The sequence below is a fragment of the Nocardioides sambongensis genome, from assembly GCF_006494815.1.
Classification (GTDB): Bacteria; Actinomycetota; Actinomycetes; order Propionibacteriales; family Nocardioidaceae; genus Nocardioides; species Nocardioides sambongensis.
Map to the genome: position 1 here is coordinate 4195426 of NZ_CP041091.1, position 22997 is coordinate 4218422.

The following is a 22997-nucleotide window of genomic DNA, read 5'->3' on the forward strand; positions in this document are numbered from 1 at the left end:
AGATAGCGAGTGATCGCTTTTTATGAAAGGGTCCACCTCGTGCCTGCCTCGCCCACCCGCCGAACCCAGGCGGAGCGTCGGGACGCCACCATCGGCGCGTTGCTGGACGCGACCATCGCCAGCCTCGCCGAGCGCGGCTACGCGGCCACCTCGACGGCGGCGATCTGTGCCCGCGCCGGGGTGAGCCAGGGCGCGCTGTTCCGTCACTTCAAGACCCGCCAGGAACTCTTCGTGGCAGCGGCGGCGCGCTCGGCCGAGATCAACGTCGAGGTGGCGCGCACCGCCTTCTCCGGCGAGGTGCGCGACGTCGGCGGGGTGACCGCGACCCTGGGCCGGCTCCGCGAGGTGGTGCTCTCACCCACCAACCAGACCTGGCGCGAGCTGCTCGTCGCCGCGCGCTCCGACGCCGACCTGAGGGAGGCGCTGCGCCCGGCTCGGCTCGACTTCCAGCTGCGGATGCTCGGGCTGGCCACCGACCAGTGGGGCGACGTACTGCCGCCGGCGGAGATCCCGGCGCTGCTCAGCCTGGTCGTCAACGTCTTCGACGGCTGGGCGTTCTCGGCTCCCGGCACCGACCCGACGGCCGCGCCCGGCCGCACCCAGCAGGCGGCCATCGACCTGCTCGCCCAGATGATCGTCACCCGCTACGGCCAGGAGGCCCGATGACCGAACCGACCCCCACCCCTGCGACGCCGGTTGACGACTTCGCCCCCGATGCCGTCGTGGTCGGCGCCGGTCTCGCCGGCCTGGTCGCCACCTACGAGCTGGCCCAGGCGGGCAAGCGGGTGCTGGTGCTCGATCAGGAGAGCCGGGCCAACCTGGGCGGTCAGGCGTGGTGGTCGCTGGGTGGGCTGCTCTTCGTCGACTCCGCCCAGCAGCGGCGCACCGGAATCAAGGACAGCTATGACCTCGCGGTGCAGGACTGGATGGGCAGCGCGCAGTTCGACCGGCTCGGCGACGGCACCGACGGGCCCGAGCGGGGTGAGGACCACTGGCCGCGACGCTGGGCCGAGGCGTACGTGCGCTTCGCCCACACCGAGAAGCAGGCCTACCTGAACTCGCTGGGACTCAAGTCGTTGCCGTTCGTCGGCTGGGCCGAGCGCGGCGACGGCCGCGCACAGGGCCACGGCAACTCGGTGCCCCGGTTCCACCTCACCTGGGGGACCGGTCCCGAGGTGGTCCGGGTCTTCGCCGAGCCGGTGCTGGAGGCCGAGCGCTCCGGGCTGGTCCGGTTCGGGTTCCGGCACCGGGTCGACGACCTGCTCACCGAGGACGGCGCGGTGGTCGGCGTCCGCGGCTCCCGGCTGGCCGAGGACGACGCCGAGCGCGGCGTGCGCAGCAACCGCGACGTGGTCGGCGACTTCGAGCTCCGGGCACCCGCGGTGGTGGTGAGCAGCGGCGGCATCGGCCACAACTTCGACCTGATGCGGCGCAACTGGCCGACCGAGCGGATGGGCGCGGTGCCCGAGCACCTGATCGCCGGAGTCCCGGCCTACGTCGACGGTCGGATGCTCGGCATCACCGAGTCGGCCGGCGCCACCGTGGTCAACCGGGACCGGATGTGGGCCTACACCGAGGGGATCCACAACTGGGACCCGGTCTGGCCCGACCACGCGATCCGGATCCTGCCGGGGCCGTCCTCGATGTGGTTCGACGCCAACGGCAAGCGGCTCGAGGGGATGCCGGGTGTGCCCGGCGCCGACACCAACGGTGCGATGAAGCAGATCCTGGCGGCCGGGCACGACTACTCGTGGTTCGTGCTGACCCAGTCGATCATCGAGAAGGAGTTCGGCCTCTCCGGCTCCGAGCAGAACCCCGACATCACCGGCAAGGACGTGCGGTTCCTGCTCAAGAGCCGCGTCGCCAAGGGTGCGCCGGGACCGGTCGAGGCGTTCAAGGAGCACGGCGTCGACTTCGTCGTGGCCGACGACCTGGACGCGCTGGTGGCCGGGATGAACGACCTGGCGCGGGGGCCCGCGCTCGACGCCGACAGCCTGCGCGAGCAGATCGAGGCGCGCGACCGCGAGGTCGGCAACCCGTTCTCCAAGGACGTCCAGCTGATGGCGATCAACAACGCCCGCACCGTGATCACCGAAAAGGTGATCCGGGTGGCCAAGCCGCACCGGATCCTCGACCCCGAGCACGGCCCGCTGATCGCGGTACGCCTCAACATCCTCTCTCGCAAGACCCTCGGCGGCCTGGAGACCGACCTGGACGCCCGCTGCCTCGCCGCCGACGGCACCCCGATCCCCGGCCTGTACGCCGCCGGCGAGGTGGCCGGGTTCGGCGGGGGAGGCGTGCACGGGTACAACGCGCTGGAGGGCACCTTCCTCGGCGGCTGCATCTTCTCCGGTCGCACCGCCGGGCGCGCCATCGCACGAGGAGCGTGAGCGCCGGGGCGCCTGCCGCTGGTCGGGCGGGCGCCCGCACAGGTGATCGGAGTCACGCAGGGCGGATGCACATTGTCGGGTGGCCCCGGTCACAGCAGGATCGGGGTCGAGACGCCGATACCGCCGTACCGCGGCGGTGGGGCACCGAGGAACACCCGACTGGAGGCGTGCATGATCACCCGCACCGCGCACTACATCGACGGCCAGTGGCGCGAGGCCGAGTCCACCCAGACCCTTCCGGTCAGCAACGCCGGTGACGGCGGCCCGCTGGCCACCGTGCCGGCCGGCACCGCCGCCGAGGTCGACGCCGCGGTCGGCGCCGCCCGCCGCGCCTTCCCGGCCTGGGCCGCGCTCGACGTCGCCGAGCGGGTGGGCTTCCTCAAGCTCGCCGCCGAGGAGATGCAGCGGCGTCAGAACGAGATCGCGCTGCTGATGACCCAGGAAGTGGGCATGCCCTACGCCACCAGCAACGTGGTGCAGGTGGGACTGCCGCTGATGAACCTGGCCGCGGTGCAGCAGATCGCGCTCGACTACTCCTTCGAGGAGAAGGTCTACAACTCGCTGGTGATCCGCAAGCCGATCGGCGTGGTCGCCTCGATCACGCCGTGGAACTACCCGCTGCACCAGATCCTCTGCAAGGTCGCCCCCGCGCTCGCCGTCGGCTGCACCGTGGTCGCCAAGCCCAGCGAGGTCGCCCCGCTCAACGCGTTCGTGCTGGCCGAGATCTTCGAGACCATCGGCCTGCCCGCCGGCGTCTTCAACCTGGTCTGCGGCGACGGGCCGACCGTGGGTGAGGCGATGGTCGCCCACCCGGACGTCGACATGGTCAGCTTCACCGGCTCCACCGCCGCCGGCAAGCGGATCGGCGAGGTCGCCGCGGCCACCGTCAAGCGGGTGGCGCTCGAGCTCGGCGGGAAGTCGCCCCTGGTGGTCCTCGACGACGCCGACCCGGTCGCCGCCGTCACCGCCAGCGCCAACGCCTGCTACCTCAACTCCGGCCAGACCTGCATCGCGCTGACCCGGCTGATCGTGCCCGCCTCCCGAAAGGCCGAGTACGAGGCGATCGCCACGGCGGCCGCCGAGGGCGTGAAGGTCGGTCACCCGCTCGACCCGACCGCCGTGATCGGGCCGGTCATCTCCGAGACCCAGCTCAACCGTGTCCGCGACTACATCGCGGTCGGCATCGACGAGGGCGCCACCCTGCTCGCCGGTGGGCTGGACCCGGTCGAGGGCCTGGCCGAGGAGCACGCGGGCGGCTACTACGTGCGGCCCACCGTCTTCACCGACACGACCCCGGACATGCGGATCGTGAAGGAGGAGATCTTCGGACCGGTCCTGGTCATCCAGACCTACGAGACCGAGGACGAGGCGGTCGCCCTCGCCAACGACACCGTCTACGGGCTCAACGCCGGCGTCTACTCCGCGGACGTCGACCGGGCGGTCGCCTTCGCCCGGCGTCTGGACTCCGGACAGGTCCAGATCAACGACGGCGCCTTCAACATCCACGCCCCCTTCGGCGGGGTCAAGCAGTCCGGGAACGGTCGCGAGCTCGGTGACGCCGGGTTCGAGGACTTCCTCGACACGACCTCCCTCCAGCTGCCCTGACCACCGAGGAGAACCCACCCATGACCACCTTCACCGACCTGCAGCGCCAGACCCTGGCCGCCCTCGTCGACACCTTCGTCGCCCCGGTCGCGGCACCCGACGGCCGTGAGGACCCGCACGGGTTCTACGCCACCCCCGGCACCGCCGTCGGGGCCCACCTCGGTGTCGAGGAGTACCTGACCACCAAGGTGCCCGCCGACCAGCTCAGCGGCCTGCTGGAGCTGATCGACGCGCTGGCCCTGACCGGACTGAAGAACCAGCCCCAGCACATCCGGGAGACCTCGGTCGCCGTGATCAGCGGGATCGCCCCGGAGGCGGCCGCCGGCATCGGCGCCGTGCGGCAGCTCGCGATCAACTTCGCCTACGCGATCACCGACGAGGCCGGGCACAGCCCGCTGCTCGACGGGATGGGCGCCGGCGGCATCCCGGACATCCCGAACCGGGGCACCAAGACCCTCACCGTCCGCACCACCAGCCCCGGGGAGACCATCGAGGTCGACGCCGTCGTCGTCGGTTCCGGCTCGGGTGGCGGCGTCGCGGCCGGCGAGCTGGCCAAGGCCGGCAAGCGGGTCCTCGTGCTGGAGGCGGGCTCCTACTACTCCGAGTCCGAGTTCGGGCTGACCGAGCTCGCGGCCTACCAGCAGCTCTGCCTCAACGGCGGCGTCTTCCCGACCGCCGACGGCATGGTCAACGTCGTCGCCGGCGGCGTCGTCGGCGGCGGCTCGACCGTGAACTGGTCGAACTCCGTGCCCCTGCCGGACCGGCTGCGCAAGCGCTGGTCCGAGGAGTTCGGGCTGACCGACGTCACCGGTGACAGCTGGGCCGAGCACGCGGAGGCGGTGATGAGCCGGATGAAGGTCAACGAGAAGGTCGCCTTCCAGAACGGTCCGCACACCAAGCTCGGCGTCGGCGCGGAGGCGCTGGGCTGGTCCTACAAGCACACCACCCTCAACATCGACCCCGAGCGCTTCGACCCCGCCCTCCAGGGCTACAGCGGGTACGGCGACGCCACCGGCGCCAAGCAGGGCACCATGCGCACGTTCCTGCAGGACGCCAGCGACGCCGGCGCCGAGCTGATCCCGAACGCCCGGGCCACCCGGGTGCTGGTCAGCGACGGCCGGGCCACCGGCGTCGAGGTGGAGATCCTGGACGAGAACGGTGCGGTCGGCCACACCGTCACCGTCGCCGCCCCGACCGTGGTGGTCTCGGCCGGCTCGATGGAGACCCCCGCCCTGCTGCTGCGCTCGGGGATCGGCGGCGAGGCGGTCGGCACCCGGCTCAAGCTGCACCCCGCCGGCCTGGTCACCGGGCTGTACGGCGAGGAGGACCTCGACCCGATCCACGGCCCGGCGCAGGCCGGGATCATGAACGAGTTCTCCGCCGGCAGCGAGGGCGGCTCGGCCTTCCTGGTCGAGGGGGTCCAGCAGTTCCCCGGCCTCTACGCCTCGGTGACCCCGTGGACCTCGGCGGCCGAGCACAAGGAGCTGATCGGCCGCTACCGCAACCGCGGTGACTGGGTCTTCATCATCGAGGACCTCGGCAGCGGCCGGATCGCGATCGACGAGGAGGGCCGCTCGGTGGCGACCTACCCGTTCGAGCACGAGGGTGACCAGCGCACCTTCAAGAACGCCCTGATCGCCTGCGTCCGGATGCACGTGGCCGGCGGCGCGGACACGATCTTCGTCGGCGGCCAGCCGTTCGCCCCGTGGAGGCAGGGCGACGACGTCGAGGAGTTCATCGGCCGGCTCGACGCCCTGCCGATCGGTGCCGGCGGTCTGGTCGCGTTCAGCGCGCACCAGATGGGAAGCGCCGCCCTGGGCGCCGACCCGGCGACCAGCGTGGCCGACCCGCGCGGTGAGCTGCACGACACCAAGGGGGTGTGGATCGCCGACGCCAGCGGCATGCCCACCTGCTCGTCGGTCAACCCGATGATCACGACGATGACGCTCGCCCGTCGCACTGCGCACAACATCCTGGCATCCTGATACCAGGCCTCCTGGGCGTGACCCGGGTCGAGCGTCCCGAGCGCCCGGCCCGCACCGTCCGGGGGGAGGGGTCGCGGCGGCTTTCCCCCGAGCCGCCGCGGCCCCGCTCCCGCCCTGTCCCGACCGGACGGGGCGCGGTCAGTTCGGGGGAGTGAGTGCCGAGCGTCCCAGCCGGTGCACCAGCTCGAGCGCCAGGAACACCTGCAGCCGTCGCTCGGCCAGCGGCGCGCCGATCAGGCCGGTCGCCCTGCCGACCCGCTGCAGCACGGTGTTGCGGTGGGTGAAGAGGCGCTGTGCCGCCTTCGGCGCAGACTCGCCCTCCTGCAGGAAGACCAGCATCGTCGCCCGCAGGTCGTCCAGGGCCGGGTCGTCCTCCGCCAGCCGGCCGAGGGCGTCGGCGACGAAGACCCGGACCCGCTCCGGGTCGTCGGCGGTGAGCGCGACCGGCCCGAGCTCGTCGTACCAGGTGAGGGCGGGGGGTGCGGACTCCTCGGACATCGCGAAGCGCTGCACCTCGATCGCCCGCTGCTGCGTACGACGGAACCCGTCGGCCCCGCGTCCGGGCGGGCCGACCAGCACGTTGACCGGTGTCTCCAGCGCGGCGTGGGCGTCGGCGAACGCGGCGCGGTCGGTGATCTCGCCGCCGAGCCAGGTCCACAGCTGTCCGGCGCCGGCGCGCAGCCCGGCCGAGCGCAGGCCGAGCACACTGGCCAGCTCGCTCGCCGCCGACTCCAGCGCGGCGTCCTCGATGGAGCGCGACCCCCACAGGGCGAGGAAGGTGTGCGGGCCGCCGACGTCGTAGCCGAGCCACTGGTTGGCCGTGGTCCGGCTCAGCGGCGCCGCGTCCAGCAGCAGGCGGATCACCTCGGCCTGGCGGGTCGAGCCGGACCGGCTGATCTGCTCCCGCTGTTGCTGGATCTGGCTCACCTCGAGGGCGAGGCAGCCGTTGACGTAGGTGAAGAGCAGGTCGGCGCTGTGGCGCAGCACCCCGGCCAGCTCGGCCGGGTCGTGCTCGACCAGCTCGGCGGCGGTGTCCATCCAGTGCCGCCACAACGCCTCCTGGCCGAAGCGGTAGGCCTGGATCACCACGTCGAGGTCGACGCCGCGGCGGACCAGGTTGCGCGCCTTCTGGACCAGCTCGGGTGGCGCGTAGACCGACACCGGGTGCTCCGGGCGGGCCGCGACGGCGTGCAGGAAGTGGAGCACGGTGAGCCGGTTGCTGGCCGCGGTGTCGTCCACGATCGCCGGGTCGTCGGCCAACGCCGGTGCGCCGTCGGCGACGGCGCGGTTGAGGTCGGCGATCAGCTGCTCGGCGTCGGCCAGGAGGTGGTTGGCGACGGCCGCGACGTAGTCGAGGGTGCGCGGCGAGGCGAGGAGTGCCGACATGCGGTGATGGTAGATCTCGGTGTGCGCCCGCACAACGAGCACGGGGTGTGGGGAGCGGCTGCCCATCGTGGCGGCGCCCGGATCTTCCTAGGCTCGATGTCGTCCACCGACCCGAGGAGTCTCCGTGACCGCCAGCCCCACCTTCCCGACCGGCGCCTTCCCGACCGGCACGTCCGCGATCGCCGCCATCCCGCAGCGGCGACGGGACGCCGACCCGCACGGTGCCTGTGTCGCCGACGTGCACACCCGCCTCGACAACGCCGCGTTCGCGGACGCCGTCGACGCGGCGGCCGGGCACCTCGCCGCTCTCGGCGTGGTCCGGGGCAGCACGGTCGGCGTGATGATGCCGAACCGCGTGGACCTGGTCGTGACCCTCTTCGCCTCCTGGCGGCTCGGCGCCCTCTGCACCCCGCTCAACCCGGCGCTCACCGCGGACGAGGCCCGCTACCAGCTCTCCGACAGCGCCGCCGTCGTGGTGGTCGTCGACGAGGACGCGCGGCCCAAGGTGGACGGCGGCGAGTACACGGTCGTGATGGTCGACGAGCTCGGCACCCGCGACGGCACGCTGCCCGACGTGCCGGCCCGCGACGAGGACCTGGCGATGCTGATCTACACCAGCGGCACCACCGGTCGGCCCAAGGGCGTGATGCTGGACCACGCGAACATCACCGCGATGGCGTCGATGCTCGTGCAGAGCACGGGGATGACCGGCGCCGACCGGTCGCTGCTGATCCTGCCGCTCTTCCACGTCAACGGCATCGTGGTCTCGATCCTCTCGCCGCTGTCGGTCGGCGGGTCGGCGATGATCGCGCCCCGCTTCGACCCGGCCACGTTCTGGCCCCTCGTCGGCGCCGAGCGACCGACCTTCGTCTCCGGCGTCCCGACGATCTACTCGCTCCTGCTCAGCCGCCCCGGTGGCGAGGAGGAGGTCCGTTCGCTGCGGTTCGCCGGGTGCGGGGCGGCGCCGATGCCGCCCGGCCTGATCGAGGCCTGGGAGAGCCGGTACGGCGTCCCCGTGGTCGAGGGCTACGGGCTCTCCGAGACGAGCGCGGCGTGCACCCTCAACCCCGTCGAGGGGCCACGCAAGACCGGCACCGTCGGCCCGGCGCTGCCGGGGCTGGAGATCCGCATCGTCGACAACGACGGCTCGGTGCTGCCGGTCGGCGAGGCCGGTGAGGTCCAGGTGAAGGGCCCGGTCGTGATGCGCGGCTACTTCGGACGCCCCGAGGCCACCGCCGAGGCGCTCCGCGACGGCTGGCTCGCCACCGGCGACGTGGGGGCGCTCGACGAGGACGGCTACCTGCGCCTGGTGGACCGGGTCAAGGACATGATCATCCGCGGCGGGGAGAACATCTACCCGCAGGAGATCGAGAACGTCCTGCACCGCCATCCGGCCGTCTTCGAGGCCGCCGTGGTCGGTCGCCGCGACGACGTCTACGGCGAGCAGCCGGTCGCCGTCGTCGTACCGAAGCCGGGGGTGGAGCTCGACGAGCAGGCCCTGCTGGACTTCTGCGGCGAGCGGCTGGCCCGCTACAAGATGCCGCGGGCGATCCACGTGCTGGAGAGCCTGCCCCGCAACAGCATCGGCAAGGTCACCAAGGGCACGCTGCGCGACCTGGTCAACGGCGAGGGCTGAGGGTCGACCGGCGGGGTCAGCTCAGGTTGCTGAACGCCTCCACCTTCGCGGCCGGCCCGGAGACCACCACCTCGTCGCCGGGGCGCAGCACGGTCGAGGCGGTGGCGTAGTCGAAGCTGCCACCGGCCGGCTTGACCGCGACGATGGTGACGCCGTACTCCTTGCGCACGCCGTATCCCTGCAGCGAGCGTCCGTGCAGGGCGCGCGGGCGGGGGCGCGGGCGAAGGCGTAGCCGGGGTCGAACTCGATGTAGTCGAGCATCACCTCGCCGCGGACCAGGTGGGCGACCCGCTTGCCGGTGTCGTGCTCGGGGCGCACCACGTGGTGCACGCCGATCCGGGTGAGGATCCGGGCGTGCGCGTGGCTGATCGCCTTCGCCCAGACCTTCTTGGCACCGAGCTCGAGGGCGATCGTGGCGGAGAGGATGCTCGACTCCAGGTCGTTGCCCATGCCGATCACCACCCGGGAGAACTCGCCGACCGAGAGCTGGCGCATCGCCTCCTGGTCGGTGGCGTCGGCCTCGACCACGTGGGTCAGTCGGCCGGCCAGCGAGGCGACCACCTTCGGGTCGCCGTCGATGCCCAGCACGTCCTCGCCCTGGGTGGCGAGCTCGAGTGCGAGCGAGCGTCCGAACCGGCCGAGGCCGATCACCACGACGCCGTTGGTCAGGTTCTTACCCAATGAGGGGCCGCCCTTCGGGGAGTCGGTAGAGCTTGCCACGGTCGCGGAGCGCGAGCGCGGAGACCAGGGTGATCGGGCCGAGCCGGCCCAGGAACATCAGGCCGACCAGTAGCAGCTGCCCGACCGCGGGCAGGTCCGCGGTGATGCCGGTGGAGAGGCCCACGGTGGAGAAGGCGGAGACCACCTCGAAGATCAGCGCGTCCAGTCGCTCGTCGGTGAGGTAGGCCAGGGCCAGGGTCGCCCCGAGCACCGCGCCGGCGGCGAGGAGGGCGACGGTCAGCGCCTGGCGCACCACCCGCTCGTCCAGGCGGCGGCCGTGCAGCTCGACGTCCCGCTCGCCGCGCACCTCCGCCCAGATCACCCAGGCGAGCACCATGAACGTGGTGACCTTGATGCCGCCCGCGGTGCCGGCCGAGCCGCCGCCGATGAACATCAGGCCGGTGGTGGTCAGCAGGGTGCCGTCGTGGGCCTGCCCGTAGTCGATCGCGTTGAAGCCCGCGGTGCGCGGCATCACCGAGTGGAAGAAGCCGCCCAGCAGCCGGTCCGGCACGCTCATGCTGCCGAGCGTGGCGGGGTTGGTCCACTCGCTGGCCGTCACCACGATGGTGCCGAGCACCAGCAGCGCGACGGTCGCGCTGACCGTCATCCGGGTGTGCATGTTCCACTTCTGCCAGTGCCAGCGGTCCTTGGCCAGCTCGATCCAGACCGGGAAGCCGAGCCCGCCGGCGATCACCGCGAAGGCGATCGGCAGGCAGATCCACGGGTCGCCGGCGAAGCCGATCAGGTTGTCGCTGAACAGCGCGAAGCCGGCGTTGTTGAAGGCCGACACGGCATGGAACACCCCGAGGTAGGTGGCCCGGCCCCACGCCACGTCGTAGCCGAGCGCGAAGCGCAGCGTGAGCACGACCGCCACGACGGCCTCGAAGAGCAGGGTGAACTTCAGGACCCCGATGAGCACGGTGCGCAGGTCGCCCATCCCGGTCGCCTTGGTCTCCGCAGCGGCGGTGAGCCGGGTGCGCAGACGCAGCCGGCGCAGCACCGCCAGGGTGAGCAGCGAGGCGAGCGTCATGATCCCGAAGCCGCCGACCTGGATCAGCGCGAGGATGGTGACCTCGCCGAAGGTGGACCAGTAGACGGGGGTGTCCACGGTGACCAGGCCGGTGACGCAGACCGCGCTGGTGGCGTGGAAGAGCGCGGTCAGGAACCCGGCACCGCCGGGACCGGCGGTGGCCACCGGCAGCATCAGCAGCAGCGTGCCGAGCACCACCGCGCCGCCGAAGGCGAGGACCACCACCTGCGCCGGATGGCGGAGCCACGCCCGGCGCCCGGGGCCGGCGGTCGGGTCCGTCGTGATCGACACCCGAGGAGGCTACGCCTGTCCGGACCCCGGGGACCGGTGACCTGCGTCACGACCCGCCGCTTGCGTCGTACTCCCCGAGACCCGGCGGGTGATTCTTGACCCGTTCAAGAATACGAGTAGGCTGGCCGCATGCCCACGACGCCCGACTTCCCGCAGATGCTGCGCGGGCGGGGCTGCGGGTGACGCGTCCGCGACTGGCCGTCCTGGATGCAGTGCACCGGCACGCCCACGCCGACACCGACACCGTGATCGGTGTCGTCCGGCAGGCGCTGCCGGAGGTGTCCCACCAAGCCGTCTACGACGTCCTCAAGGCGTTGACCAACGCCGGACTGGTCCGGCGGATCCAGCCGTCCGGGTCGGTGGCCCGCTACGAGAGCAGGGTCGGCGACAACCACCACCATGTGGTCTGCCGCGTCTGCGGCGCGATCGCCGACGTCGACTGCGCCGTCGGCGAGGCGCCCTGCCTGACCGCGGAGAACGACCACGGCTTCCGCATCGACGAGGCCGAGGTCATCTACTGGGGCCGCTGCCCCACCTGTGCGGCCACCCTGGCGCCGGCGCCGAGCGGGGCCCCTTAGGCGGCCCGTCCCTTCCCCACGCACGACCACGACCGTCGAGCCTGTGCCTCGACCCAGCAGTACCTCCACCAGTGACAGCGAAGTGCAAATCGGAGAGGAATCCATGTCTGAGAACCACGAGACCGAGCTCGGCGACCTGAACGAGAGCTCGGCCACGCCCTCCACCGAGGGCAAGTGCCCGGTGATGCACGGCGAGCTGCCGCACCCCACCCAGGGCGCGCCGAACCACCAGTGGTGGCCGAACAAGCTCAACCTCAAGATCCTCGCCAAGAACCCGGCCGAGGCCGACCCGTACGGCGACGGCTTCGACTACCGCGCCGCCTTCCTCGGCCTCGACCTGGCCGAGGTGAAGGCCGACATCGCGGCCACGCTGACCGACTCCCAGGAGTTCTGGCCGGCGGACTTCGGCCACTACGGCCCGCTCTACATCCGGATGGCCTGGCACTCCGCCGGCACCTACCGGGTCTGGGACGGTCGCGGCGGCGGCGGCACCGGCCAGCAGCGGTTCGCCCCGCTCAACTCCTGGCCCGACAACGGCAACCTGGACAAGGCCCGCCGTCTGCTGTGGCCGGTGAAGAAGAAGTACGGCCGGGCGCTCTCCTGGGGCGACCTGATGATCCTCGCCGGCAACGTGGCGCTCGAGGACATGGGCTTCCCGACCTTCGGCTTCGCCGGTGGCCGCCCCGACGTGTGGGAGGCCGACGACGACATCTACTGGGGCCCGGAGACCGAGTGGCTCGGCGGCGACAACGGTGGTGCGCAGCGCTACGTCAGTGGTGCCGAGCGTCAGCTCGACGACCCGCTGGCCGCGGTCCAGATGGGCCTGATCTACGTCAACCCCGAGGGCCCCGAGGGTCAGCCCGACCCGATCGCCTCCGCGGTCGACATCAAGGACACCTTCGGCAAGATGGGCATGACCGTCGAGGAGACCGTCGCGCTGATCGCCGGCGGCCACACCTTCGGCAAGACCCACGGCGCCGGTGACGCCGACCTCGTCGGTATCGAGCCGGAGGGCGCCGACCTCGAGCAGCAGGGCCTGGGGTGGAAGTCGACCCACGGCACCGGCAAGGGCCTCGACGCGATCACCTCGGGTCTGGAGGTCACCTGGACCTACCACCCGACCCGGTGGGACAACGAGTTCTTCCACATCCTCTTCGCCTACGACTGGGAGCTCTTCCAGTCGCCGGCCGGCGCCAACCAGTGGCGCCCGAAGAACAACGGCGGCGACGGCCTGGTGCCGGAGTCGTTCGGCGACGGCAAGCGTGAGCCGCGGATGCTGACCTCCGACCTCGCCCTGCGTGAGGACCCGGAGATGCGCGAGATCTCACTGCGGTTCAAGGAGGACCAGGCCGCGTTCACCGACGCGTTCGCCCGCGCCTGGTTCAAGCTGACCCACCGCGACATGGGCCCGAAGGCGCGCTACCTCGGCTCCGAGGTTCCGGCCGAGGACCTGGTCTGGCAGGACCCGGTGCCGGCGGGCGCGGAGCTCACCGAGCAGCAGGTCGGCGCGGTCAAGCAGGCCATCGCCGCCACCGACCTGACCGTCTCGCAGCTGGTCTCGACCGCCTGGGCCTCGGCCTCGACCTTCCGCAGCTCCGACAAGCGCGGTGGCGCGAACGGCGCCCGGATCGCTCTGGAGCCGCAGCGGTCGTGGGCGGTCAACCGTCCGGCCGAGCTCGCCCCGGTGCTCAACCAGCTGCAGGAGATCGCGACCGCGCAGGGCGTCTCCCTGGCCGACGCGATCGTGCTCGGCGGCTCGGTCGGGGTCGAGAAGGCTGCCGCGGCGGCCGGTGTGGACGTCACCGTCACCACCACCACCGGGCGTGGCGACGCCAGCCAGGAGCAGACCGACGTCGAGTCGTTCGGCTACCTGGAGCCCAAGGCCGACGGGTTCCGCAACTACCTGGCCAAGTCCAGCAAGTACCCGGCCGAGTTCACCCTGATCGACCGGGCCAACCTGCTCGGTGTCACCGCTCCGGAGCTGACCGTGCTGATCGGCGGCCTCCGCGTGCTCGGCACCAACTGGGACGGGTCGGACCTGGGTGTCTTCACCGACCGTCCGGGCGTGCTCAGCAACGACTTCTTCGTCAACCTGCTCGAGCTCGGCACCACCTGGACCGCCGTGGACGACTCCAAGGAGGTCTACGAGGGCACCACCGCCGCCGGTGCGACCCTCCGCGGCACCCGGAACGACCTGGTGTTCGGCTCCAACTCCGAGCTGCGCGCGCTGGCCGAGGTCTACGCCAGCGACGACGCCGCCGAGAAGTTCGTGGCCGACTTCGTCGCCGCCTGGGCGAAGGTCATGGACGCCGACCGCTACGACCTCGTCTGAGTCCAGGCTGACGCGCTGAGGTCGCGGGCAGGTCCCGCCATGACCGAGGCGTGAGGCGTCACCACCGGGCCGGTTCCCCACGGGGGACCGGCCCGGTGCGCGTCTCGGGGTGCCCGATGGCACCAGAACGGCCCGTCCCGCGGGGTCTCCGCGGAACGGGCCGTCGTTCGTGGGGCCGGTCGCGCCGTCCTGTTCGACGGGCGGGCCTCAGGCGATGCCGCGGCTGAGCTTGCTCCAGGTCCGCTTCTCGACGATCCCGGTCGGCTTGAGGCCGACCCGCCGCTGGTAGGCCCTGACCGCCTGGGCGGTGGTCGCGTCGTACCGACCGGTGGCGCGCAGCCGCACGCCGGAGTCGGCGGAGTTGAGGGCGAGCTGCACGCGTCGTACGGCGGCGCCGAGCGAGCCGATCTTCAGCACCGACCAGCGACCCGCGGTGTGCAGCGACATCCATTCCTGGGTGCCGACCACCGCGCGGGTGCGCAGCCCGCGACCGGACTGCCAGGCGGCGAGCGCGTTGAGCGTGCGCCGGTTGAGCTTGCCGTTGATCGCGCCGGAGTACTTGCCCTGCTCGGTGAGCAGGCACTGCAGCGTCTTGACCCGGCCCACCGGCGGGGTGCTCGACGAGCTCGGCGGGTTGAGCGTCGGGAACGTGCGGTAGCTGATCCGGACACCGCCACAGCGCTTGGTCAGCGGCGCGTTGTCGTACTGCCCGACCTCGAGCCAGTTGCGGTCGATGTTGATGGTCACGCCGCCCCAGGTCTCGTTGTGGCCGCCCTGGTACTGCTTGACCCGGTTGCCCGGACGCCAGCCGTCCTCGCGGATGTAGGAGGTCGAGGTGTTGGCCCGGCCGTCCCAGCGCGCGACCCAGATCCGGTCGGGCAGCCGGTAGGCCTTCGGGCGGTTCACCCGGGCGTCGTCGAGCATCTTGATCCCGGACCCGGCGCTGGAGTAGACGCCGGAGACGTAGTCGAGCTCGTGCAGCCGCACGGTCCAGGCGTGCAGGAACGCCATCGCCGACTCGCGGCAGTTGGTGTTGGTGATGTCGAAGGCCTCGAGGTCGTACCAGAGCGTGCTCCCCGGCACGATGCCGAGCCGCTTGGCCTCGGCCACCGCCGTCCCGGCCTCGGTGCGTCCCATCTTCCGCGCGGGGACGTAGAGCTTCTTGCGTCCCGGCTTGGCCTTGATCGTCGGGTCGTTGCCGTAGCGCGGGAAGCGGGTGCTGCACGAGGCCTGCGGGCCGAGCGTGATCGGCAGCAGCTTCCAGCCGCGGGTCAGCTGGTTGCGGATCCAGGTCGGCGTCAGGTTCGGCTGGTCGCGGCAGGCGCGGGACTTGCCGGAGATGTAGATGCCGACGGCGAGGAACGGCGAGGTGCGCAGCCAGGTGTCCATCGCCTTCTGGGTCGGGGCCAGGCACTGGTCGAAGCCGAAGCCGGCGAAGTCACCCGGGGTGACCGGGTTGGTGGTGTCGCGGGCGAGCTCGATCGGGTGCGTCTCGGTCGACGTCACACGGTCCGGTACGACGGGAGCCGAGACGGCCGCCGCGAGCCCCAGCCCCAGGCCGGCGACGGCGGTCAGGGCGGTGGTGCGCAGCAGCAGGCGACGGCCGCGCCGGGCGCGGCCCCGCGGTCGGGGAGCAGGAGTGCGGGAGCGGGCGAGCATGGCGGAACTCCAGGTAGGGGAAGTGGCAACTTTCGTGGAAGCCGCGTCACGATAACCACATTCGTCACACCGGCAACAGGGGTTACGAAGAACTACAAACGTGTAGTTTCCGCAGGTCAGCGGGGGTGCGGTCGCTCGCGACCGTGTGGCGGCCCGCCCCGGCCCGCGGCGTCCCGGGTGCTGGTGGGGCGGCTGTGAGTGGCGGACGGTCCGCGCCCGCTGGTCCCGGCTCCTCTAGGTTGTCCTCCGACGACCTGCCCACGCACCCGCTCGGTCCGAGACGTTGGGGGAGACGCCATGAACTGTCCGTCCTGCGGGACCCCCGCGGACCAACCCGGGCAGCGCTTCTGTCGCGCCTGCGGCACCTCGCTGACCGCGCCGGTCGCACCCCCGAGTCCCCCGCCCGGCCCGACGCTGTCGCTGCCGTTCGAGGCGACGGCACCGGCCGAGCAGCCCGCCGGGTGGCGCCGCGCCGTCCTGCCGGTGCTGGGCGTGCTGGTCGCCGCGAGCATCGGGATCGGCGGGACGCTGCTGCTGCTCGGCGGCCCGGGCGAGGCGGCCGCCGACCGCACCCCGGCCGAAGCGGGTGCAACAGCGACCGCCGCCGACCCCACAGGGCCCGTACCGCCGGCGTCGAGCACGTCGAGCACACGGACGGCCCGGCCGCCCGGAGCCGGGCGCGCCCGCTTCGAGTGCTGGGACGGGTCCCGGGTCGCCTCCGCCGACCGGTGCCCGGCGTTGAACGGCACGGACGGCATGGCCTGGGTCTTCCCGGGGTCGGAGGGGCCCGGATGTCGCCGCGCCGGCAGCAGCGGGGGCCGAGGGGTCGAGGTGAACTGCACCGAGCAGGTCGGTGGCCGGGAGGTCGAGGTGCACTACAGCCGCTGGCGCAGCTGGGAGTCGATGGACCGCAACTACCGGGACGCGGCCACCCGCTCGCTGGACCTGCGGCGCGACGTCAACGCGCGTGCGGTCGCCTCCGAGCGTGTCGCGGGCAAGGTCGCCGTTTGGCTCGCCGACCGCTCCGCGCCGTACTCGGTGACGATCTACGCCGACCGCGTCGCGGACGCGGTGGCGCTCTTCGGGTCGCTGGACGTGCGGGGCCGCGGCGAGCTCACCGGACCCGGCCGTCACTGAGCGCTTCCAGTACGGTCTGGACCGGCGCGTGCCATCGGTCGATGGCGCCAGCCAGCACCGAGGAGCGACGCGGCGGCCAGGGTCGTTGCGCCGCACGACGTACCCGATGAAGAGGACCACGACGGATGACCCAGCGATTCTGCGGACAGTGCGGGAGCCCGGTCGACCACCGGTTCTGCGGTGAGTGCGGGAGCCCGACCGGTCTGGACTCCGACCCCTCGCCCGCCGGCCGGCGGATCCGCGGCGCCGAGCCGTCCGGGCCGGCCGAGCCGGTGCCGACCGCGGACGCCGACCCCACCGCGGTGCTGCCCGCCGTCGACCCGCCGACCGCTCCGCCGACCGCTCAGTCGCCCACCCCGTCCACACCGGCGACCGCTCCGCCCGCGCCGGCCCCGCCGGCGGCCCCCGTGCCGGTGCAGGGCGGGGTCGCACGGACCGTGCGGGACGCGGTCCTCGACGTCGTCGCCGGGCTCACCCTCTTCGTCTCGCTCGCCCTGCCGTGGAACCTGGACGCCGGCAGGGTCGAGGAGGCGAACGAGCACTGGTGGGTGGTGCTGGCGGTCCTGCTCGCCTGCGCCGGCCTGGTGGTGCCCTACCTCGGTGTACTCCGCGTCCCCTGGATCACCCCGGCGCTCAGCCTGCTGCTGAAGGCGGCCGCGGTGGTGCCGCTGGCACTCAGCGTCTTCTTCGTGCTCCTCTTCGAGATCATCGACGTCGCCGAGCCGCTGCAGAGCGGGATCGGCACCGGGGTCGTCGGTGCCGTGCTCGGCATGGTCCTCGTCCTGCTGCCCCGCCGGTACGACGACTTCCCGGCGCTGCACCCGCTGGGCCGCCGGATCACCACCCTGCTCTACCTGGCCGCCGCGGCGCTCCTGGTGCTCACCTTCGTGGCCGAGTTCGTCCGGTTCGCGGTCGAGGACGGCTTCGACCAGTTCCTGCCGGGGTGGTACGTCGTGCTCGGGCTGCTCGCCTCCGCCCTGGCCACGCTGGTGCTGCCGGCCGTGCCCGCCCTGCTCGCCGCCCGCCGCCCGACCGTGTGGACCCCGGTGGCCGCGACCGTGATCGGCTGCTACCTGTTCGTCGCGCTGGCCGGCAGCGGCGACGGTGACCTCGACCCGACCACCGGGGCGTTCGACCGGTCCGCGTTCCTCAGTGTGGCGGTGGAGAAGCTCAGCCACGCCTTCGACGGATGGTTCGTGCCGTTCCCCGTCGCCTCGGGGACGTTCCTGCTCGCCGCCGCGGTCGGGTTCGCGCTCGGTCCGTGGGGGCGGGTGCCGGACACGGACCGGGTCGAGGCCGACCGGTGGTTGCGGACCGTGGTCGGCGCCGCCCGGCTCTCCGCGGGCCTGCTGGTCGCCTCGGTGCTGCTCAACCTGGTGGCCGTGGTGCTCGCCGGGATCTCCGACGACGTCGACCTCGACCTCAGCGGCACCTGGATCGCGACGATGGTGATGCTCGCCGTCGCGGCCGGACTCGCCGTCGCGGTGGCGCTGGCGGCGGGTGCCGCACGCACCACGCTGCGCACCGCCGTCGGGCTGACGCTCGGCTGGCTCTTCGCCGGCATCGTGGTCACGGTGCTCGCCTCCACGACGGAGGTGGGGGTCGGTGGCGGCGTCGTACTGACCTCGATGACGGTCCTGGAGACGTTCGCGGTGCTCGGTGCGCCGCTGCTGGTGGCCGGAGCGCTGACGATCCCGCGCGGCGTGCGGCGCAGCTATGAGCCGTTGATCCCGCCGCAGCTCCTGGCCGCCCAGCCCGGCCAACCCACCCAGCCCGCCGGACCCGCCGACTCCGGTCCACTGAGTCCGCCGCCCCCGCCACCCTCGGGCCCGCCCCCTCAGGCCCGCCCCCTCGGCTCCGCCGCCGTCGGGTCCGCCGCCCTCCAGTCCGCCGGCGTCGCCACCGCCGGCCGACCCTCCTCCCGCCTGAGGGCCGACCGCGGCCGGTTCCGTCGCGGCGCCCGGCGGGGGATAGATTGGCCCCCGTGGCTGACACTGCGCCGACCGCGACCGACACCGCCCGCTCCGCCCTCGACACCGTCGCCGTTGCCGGGTCCGACCCGGACCGCGAGCAGCCCTGGGCCGAGCTCGGCCTGAAGGCCGACGAGTACGCGCGGATCAAGGAGATCCTGGGCCGCCGTCCCACCGGTGCCGAGCTGGCGATGTACTCGGTGATGTGGAGCGAGCACTGCTCCTACAAGTCGAGCAAGGTGCACCTCAAGCAGTTCTCCGAGATCCCCCAGGAGACCCGGGTCGGCAAGATGCTCGCCGGCATCGGCGAGAACGCCGGCGTGATCGACATCGGCCAGGGCTACGCGGTGACGTTCAAGGTGGAGTCGCACAACCACCCGTCCTACGTGGAGCCCTACCAGGGCGCGGCGACCGGCGTCGGCGGCATCGTGCGCGACATCCTCGCGATGGGCGCCCGCCCGGTCGCGGTGATGGACCCGCTGCGGTTCGGTCCGCTCGAGGCCGACGACACCCACCGGGTGCTGCCCGGGATCGTCGCCGGCGTCGGCGGCTACGGCAACTGCCTCGGCCTGCCCAACATCGGCGGCGAGGCCGTCTTCGACCCCACCTACCTGGGCAACCCGCTGGTCAACGCGCTCTGCGTCGGCGTGCTCCGCCACGAGGACCTGCACCTGGCCAAGGCGTCGGGCAAGGGCAACCGGGTGATGTTGTACGGCGCCCGCACCGGCGGCGACGGCATCGGCGGTGTCTCGGTGCTGGCGTCGGAGACCTTCGACGCGGACGGCCCCGCCAAGCGGCCCAGCGTGCAGGTCGGGGACCCGTTCATGGAGAAGCTCCTGATCGAGTGCACCCTCGAGCTCTTCTCCGCCGGCGTCGTCGCCGGCATCCAGGACCTCGGCGGCGCCGGCCTGTCCTGCGCCACCTCCGAGCTCGCCTCCGCCGGTGACGGCGGGATGTCGGTCGAGCTCGACCTGGTCCCGCTGCGTGACTCCACGCTCGCGCCGGAGGAGATCCTGATGAGCGAGTCCCAGGAGCGGATGATGGCCGTCGTGGAGCCCGACGACGTCGCGAGCTTCCTGGCGATCTGCGCCAAGTGGGACGTCGAGGCCGTCGACATCGGCGAGGTCACCGACACCGGCCGCCTGGAGATCACCTGGCACGGCGAGACCGTGGTCGACGTACCGCCGCGGACGGTGGCCCACGACGGCCCGGTCTACCAGCGCCCCTTCGCCCGCCCGGACTGGCAGGACGACCTGCAGGCGGACGCCGCCGAGGCGTTGCCCCGACCGCGGACCGACGCCGAGCTCCGCTCCACCCTGCTCCGTCTGGTCGGCAGCCCCAACCTCTGCGACAAGTCCTGGATCACCGACCAGTACGACCGTTACGTCCAGGGCAACACGGTGCTCGCCCAGCCCGCCGACTCTGGGATGGTCCGGGTCGACGAGAGCTCGAACCTCGGGGTCTCGGTGGCCACCGACTGCAACGGCCGGTTCGCCAAGCTCGACCCGTACGCCGGTGCGCAGCTCGCCCTCGCCGAGGCCTACCGCAACGTCTCGACCGGCGGCGCCACCCCGCTCGCGGTCAGCGACTGCCTCAACTTCGGTTCGCCGGAGGACCCCGACGTGATGTGGCAGTTCGCCGAGGCGTGCCGCGGCCTCAAGGACGCCTGCGCCGAGCTCGGCGTCCCGGTCACCGGCGGCAACGTCAGCCTCTACAACCAGACCGGCGAGACCGCGATCCTGCCCACCCCGGTGGTCGCCGTGCTCGGCGTGATCGACGACGTCACCCGTCGCACCCCGACCGGCTTCGTCGCCGAGGGGGAGGCCGTGCTGCTGCTCGGCGAGACCCGTGAGGAGCTCTCCGGCTCGGAGTGGGCGCACGTGGTGCACGGTCACCTCGGTGGCCGCCCGCCGGCGCTCGACCTCGCCGCGGAGGCGGCCCTCGGTGCCCTGCTCACCGATCTGGTCGGCACCGCCACGAGCGCCCACGACCTCTCCGACGGTGGCCTGGCGCAGGCCCTGGCGGAGTCCGCGCTCGGCAACGGCGTCGGGGTCGCGGTCGACGTCGCCGACGACGCGTTCGTCGACCTCTTCTCCGAGTCGGCCACGCGCGCCCTGGTCACCGTCCCGGCCACCGCGGTGGCGCAGGTCGAGCAGCTGGCGGCCGACCGTGGCGTCGCCGTGACCGCGCTGGGCACCACCGGCGGGGACGCGCTGACCGTGACCGGACGCTTCGAGATCCCGCTCGCCGAGCTGCGCGCGGCCTGGACGTCGACACTGCCGGCAGCGCTGGGCTGATCGAGCACTGGGCTGATCGAGCACTGGGCTGATCGAGCACTGGGCTGATCCGCCCGGCGCCACCGGCAGCGAGGCGGGTCAGGGAGTGACGATGGCGAAGTCCGGGTCGCCCGGGTCGAGCACCGCAGTCAGCCGCGCCAGCGCGGTGGCGTCCCCGGTCAGCTCGATCCCGGCCGCCTTCAGGCCGTCCGCGTCGAGCCCGCCGCCGGCGATCGCGGGAAGGGCGCGCCGGGTCGTGGTCAGCGTGGCGTCGGCGTCCCCGCGCTGCGGGCGCGCGCTGTAGGTCAGCACGCCGTTGGCCAGGCGCAGCCGGTAGCGCTCGCCGGTGTCGGTGAGCACCACGTCGAGCGCCACCACCTCGTCCCACGCCCGGGGTCCGTCGACCTGGACGGCGAGGGCGTCGAACAGCATGTCCGGGGTGAGGTTGGCGACCATGTCCGGGGACGCGGTCTGCGTGGGGGTGCCGAACTGGCCGTCGCGCAGCTCGGTCGCGCCGGAGAGGAAGAAGTCGCGCCAGGTGCCGTTCTCCGAGCCGTAGCCGAGCTGCTCGTAGGTGTCGGCCAGCACCGTGCGCGCCCCGGCGTGGTCGGGGTCGGCGAAGACCGCGTGGTTGGCCAGCTCGGCCGCCCACCGGAAGTCGCCGGCGTCGAACGCCTTCGTCGCCTTCGCGACGACCGCGTCGGTGCCGCCGATCGCGTCCACGTAGCGGCGCGCCTTCTCCACCGGCGGGTGCTCCCACAGGTGCGCGGGGTTGCCGTCGAACCATCCCATGTAGCGCTGGTAGATCGCCTTGACGTTGTGCGACACCGAGCCGTAGTAGCCGCGCGCGCTCCAGGCGTTCTCCAGCACCGGCGGGAGCGTGATCTGCTCGGCGATCTCGGCGCCGACCAGTCCCTTGTTCGTCATCCGGAGCGTCTGGTCGTGCAGGTAGGCGTAGAGGTCGCGCTGGATCTGCAGGAACGCCACCGCTCGGTCCCGGCCCCAGGTCGGCCAGTGGTGCGAGGCGAAGACGACCTCGAGGTCGTCGCCGAACAGGTCGACCGTCTCGGTCAGGTACTTCGCCCAGCCGTTCGGGTCGCGGACCACCGCGCCGCGCAGGGTGAGCAGGTTGTGCAGGTTGTGCGTGGCGTCCTCGGCCGCGCACAGCGCCTTGAGGTCGGGGAAGTAGAAGAGCATCTCCGAGGGTGCCTCGGTGTCCGGGGCCATCTGGAAGACGATCCGGACTCCGTCGACGACCTCCTCCTGGCCGGTCGTGGTGATCTCCACGGTCGGGGCGATCAGCGTGACCGTGCCGGTCGACGTGGTCTGGCCGAGCCCGGCGCCGACGCCGCCGTGCACACCGCGCTCCAGCGCCGCGCCGTACATGTAGCCGGCTCGCCGGCCCATCGCGGTGCCGGCGAAGACGTTCTCGGAGACCGCGTGCTCGACGAAGCCCTCGGGGGCGAGCACCGGCACCGTGCCCGCGTCGACGTCCTCCTGGGAGACCACGCCGCGGACGCCGCCGAAGTGGTCGACGTGGGAGTGGGTGTAGATGACGCCGGTGACCGGGCGGTCGCCGCGGTGCTCGCGGTAGAGCGCGAGGGCGGCCGCGGCCGTCTCGGCGGAGATCAGCGGGTCGATCACGATGACCCCGCTGTCGCCCTCGACGAAGGAGATGTTCGACAGGTCCATGCCGCGGACCTGGTAGAGGCCCGGGACGACCTCGAAGAGGCCGGCCGTGGCGACCAGCTGCGACTGGCGCCACAGACTCGGGTTCACCGTGTCGGGGCACTCGCCCTGGAGGAAGTCATAGCTGGTGTTGTCCCAGACCACTCGGCCGTCCTCGGCGTGGACCGGCCCCCCGGCCGGTGCGATCAGTCCCCGGCGGGCGTCCTCGAAGTCCTGGGTGTCGGAGAACGGGAGTCGTGATCGCAGGTCCGCCTGCTGCGCGGCAACGGTGGGGGTGGCGGGCTTGTTGGATGCCATGCCGCGAGCATGGCAC

The 22997-nt window shown here is 72.4% G+C and carries 15 protein-coding genes and 1 pseudogene; 10 read left to right on the plus strand and 6 right to left on the minus strand.

Features of this window, described 5'->3' with window-relative positions; genetic code table 11:
- Nucleotides 1–39 precede the first annotated feature (39 nt).
- The 4 genes from FIV43_RS19580 to FIV43_RS19595 all read left to right on the plus strand — a co-directional run bounded on the left by FIV43_RS19580 (nucleotide 40) and on the right by FIV43_RS19595 (nucleotide 5980).
- A complete protein-coding gene (locus tag FIV43_RS19580; RefSeq protein ID WP_181407600.1) occupies nucleotides 40–666 on the plus strand; it encodes a TetR/AcrR family transcriptional regulator in 627 nt (208 codons plus the stop codon).
- Nucleotides 663–2390 (plus strand): FAD-binding dehydrogenase, encoded by a 1728-nt coding sequence (locus tag FIV43_RS19585; protein ID WP_141015470.1) that lies wholly within the window; start codon nucleotides 663–665, stop codon nucleotides 2388–2390. The genes FIV43_RS19580 and FIV43_RS19585 overlap by 4 nt, the downstream gene beginning before the upstream one ends.
- 171 nt (nucleotides 2391–2561) lie before the next feature.
- Nucleotides 2562–3995 (plus strand): aldehyde dehydrogenase family protein, encoded by a 1434-nt coding sequence (locus tag FIV43_RS19590; RefSeq protein ID WP_141015471.1) that lies wholly within the window; start codon nucleotides 2562–2564, stop codon nucleotides 3993–3995.
- A gap of 20 nt (nucleotides 3996–4015) precedes the next feature.
- Nucleotides 4016–5980, plus strand: a complete 1965-nt coding sequence (locus tag FIV43_RS19595) for a GMC family oxidoreductase N-terminal domain-containing protein (protein WP_141015472.1) — start codon at nucleotides 4016–4018, stop codon at nucleotides 5978–5980.
- Nucleotides 5981–6118: 138 nt separating this feature from the next.
- Here FIV43_RS19595 and FIV43_RS19600 read toward each other — a convergent pair whose 3' ends face one another.
- Entirely contained in the window at nucleotides 6119–7366 is a 1248-nt protein-coding gene (locus tag FIV43_RS19600) for a PucR family transcriptional regulator (protein WP_141015473.1), read from the minus strand.
- 124 nt (nucleotides 7367–7490) lie between these two features.
- On the opposite strand from FIV43_RS19600, the gene FIV43_RS19605 reads away from it, so the two are divergent.
- Nucleotides 7491–9002 carry a class I adenylate-forming enzyme family protein gene (locus FIV43_RS19605; protein ID WP_231123549.1) on the plus strand — a complete coding sequence of 504 codons (1512 nt, stop codon included), beginning with the start codon at nucleotides 7491–7493 and terminating at the stop codon, nucleotides 9000–9002.
- 16 nt (nucleotides 9003–9018) lie between these two features.
- On the opposite strand, the gene FIV43_RS22900 is transcribed toward FIV43_RS19605, so the two are convergent.
- The 3 genes and pseudogenes from FIV43_RS22900 to FIV43_RS19615 form a co-directional block, all read right to left on the minus strand.
- On the minus strand, nucleotides 9019–9171 hold the full coding sequence (locus FIV43_RS22900) for a cation:proton antiporter regulatory subunit (RefSeq protein WP_231123550.1): 153 nt from the start codon (nucleotides 9169–9171) through the stop codon (nucleotides 9019–9021).
- A 200-nt stretch (nucleotides 9172–9371) separates the two neighbouring features.
- Nucleotides 9372–9722, minus strand: a pseudogene (locus FIV43_RS22905) (potassium channel family protein); the annotation flags it as partial.
- The gene (locus FIV43_RS19615) at nucleotides 9676–11043 is read right to left on the minus strand and encodes a TrkH family potassium uptake protein (protein WP_231123551.1); all 1368 of its coding nucleotides are present in this window, start codon (nucleotides 11041–11043) and stop codon (nucleotides 9676–9678) included. The pseudogene FIV43_RS22905 and the gene FIV43_RS19615, both read right to left, overlap by 47 nt.
- A 179-nt stretch (nucleotides 11044–11222) precedes the next feature.
- Between FIV43_RS19615 and FIV43_RS19620 the strand changes: the two genes are divergently transcribed.
- Both FIV43_RS19620 and katG read left to right on the plus strand, forming a co-directional pair.
- On the plus strand, nucleotides 11223–11621 hold the full coding sequence (locus tag FIV43_RS19620) for a Fur family transcriptional regulator (protein WP_269204043.1): 399 nt from the start codon (nucleotides 11223–11225) through the stop codon (nucleotides 11619–11621).
- Nucleotides 11622–11724: 103 nt separating this feature from the next.
- On the plus strand, nucleotides 11725–13953 hold the full coding sequence (gene katG, locus FIV43_RS19625) for a catalase/peroxidase HPI (RefSeq protein ID WP_141015474.1): 2229 nt from the start codon (nucleotides 11725–11727) through the stop codon (nucleotides 13951–13953).
- A 207-nt stretch (nucleotides 13954–14160) separates the two neighbouring features.
- On the opposite strand, the gene FIV43_RS19630 is transcribed toward katG, so the two are convergent.
- Nucleotides 14161–15612 (minus strand): glycoside hydrolase domain-containing protein, encoded by a 1452-nt coding sequence (locus tag FIV43_RS19630; protein WP_141015475.1) that lies wholly within the window; start codon nucleotides 15610–15612, stop codon nucleotides 14161–14163.
- 297 nt (nucleotides 15613–15909) lie between these two features.
- Here FIV43_RS19630 and FIV43_RS19635 point away from each other — a divergent pair, with 297 nt between their 5' ends.
- From FIV43_RS19635 to purL, 3 genes are all read left to right on the plus strand, one after another.
- Nucleotides 15910–16749: a zinc ribbon domain-containing protein gene (locus tag FIV43_RS19635; RefSeq protein WP_141015476.1), complete on the plus strand. Its 840-nt coding sequence runs from the start codon at nucleotides 15910–15912 to the stop codon at nucleotides 16747–16749.
- 125 nt (nucleotides 16750–16874) lie between these two features.
- A complete protein-coding gene (locus FIV43_RS21235) occupies nucleotides 16875–18845 on the plus strand; it encodes a zinc ribbon domain-containing protein (RefSeq protein WP_181407601.1) in 1971 nt (656 codons plus the stop codon).
- Complete coding sequence (purL, locus tag FIV43_RS19640; RefSeq protein WP_141015477.1) at nucleotides 18734–21016, plus strand: phosphoribosylformylglycinamidine synthase subunit PurL; 2283 nt, start codon at nucleotides 18734–18736, stop codon at nucleotides 21014–21016. Before FIV43_RS21235 ends, purL begins: the two co-directional genes overlap by 112 nt.
- A 78-nt stretch (nucleotides 21017–21094) precedes the next feature.
- Here the strand turns inward: purL and FIV43_RS19645 are convergent, their stop codons facing one another.
- Nucleotides 21095–22981 carry an alkyl/aryl-sulfatase gene (locus FIV43_RS19645; protein WP_141015478.1) on the minus strand — a complete coding sequence of 629 codons (1887 nt, stop codon included), beginning with the start codon at nucleotides 22979–22981 and terminating at the stop codon, nucleotides 21095–21097.
- Nucleotides 22982–22997: the final 16 nt, after the last annotated feature.

Bases quoted from the DNA above. Each gene is read 5' to 3' on its own strand.
- FIV43_RS19635 (WP_141015476.1), top strand. From the start codon at position 15,910: ATGAACTGTCCGTCCTGCGGGACCCCCGCGGACCAACCCGGGCAGCGC.
- katG (WP_141015474.1), top strand. From the start codon at position 11,725: ATGTCTGAGAACCACGAGACCGAGCTCGGCGACCTGAACGAGAGCTCG.
- FIV43_RS19590 (WP_141015471.1), top strand. From the start codon at position 2,562: ATGATCACCCGCACCGCGCACTACATCGACGGCCAGTGGCGCGAGGCC.
- FIV43_RS19595 (WP_141015472.1), top strand. From the start codon at position 4,016: ATGACCACCTTCACCGACCTGCAGCGCCAGACCCTGGCCGCCCTCGTC.
- FIV43_RS19645 (WP_141015478.1), bottom strand. From the start codon at position 22,981: ATGGCATCCAACAAGCCCGCCACCCCCACCGTTGCCGCGCAGCAGGCG.
- FIV43_RS19630 (WP_141015475.1), bottom strand. From the start codon at position 15,612: ATGCTCGCCCGCTCCCGCACTCCTGCTCCCCGACCGCGGGGCCGCGCC.
- FIV43_RS19585 (WP_141015470.1), top strand. From the start codon at position 663: ATGACCGAACCGACCCCCACCCCTGCGACGCCGGTTGACGACTTCGCC.
- FIV43_RS19600 (WP_141015473.1), bottom strand. From the start codon at position 7,366: ATGTCGGCACTCCTCGCCTCGCCGCGCACCCTCGACTACGTCGCGGCC.
- FIV43_RS21235 (WP_181407601.1), top strand. From the start codon at position 16,875: ATGACCCAGCGATTCTGCGGACAGTGCGGGAGCCCGGTCGACCACCGG.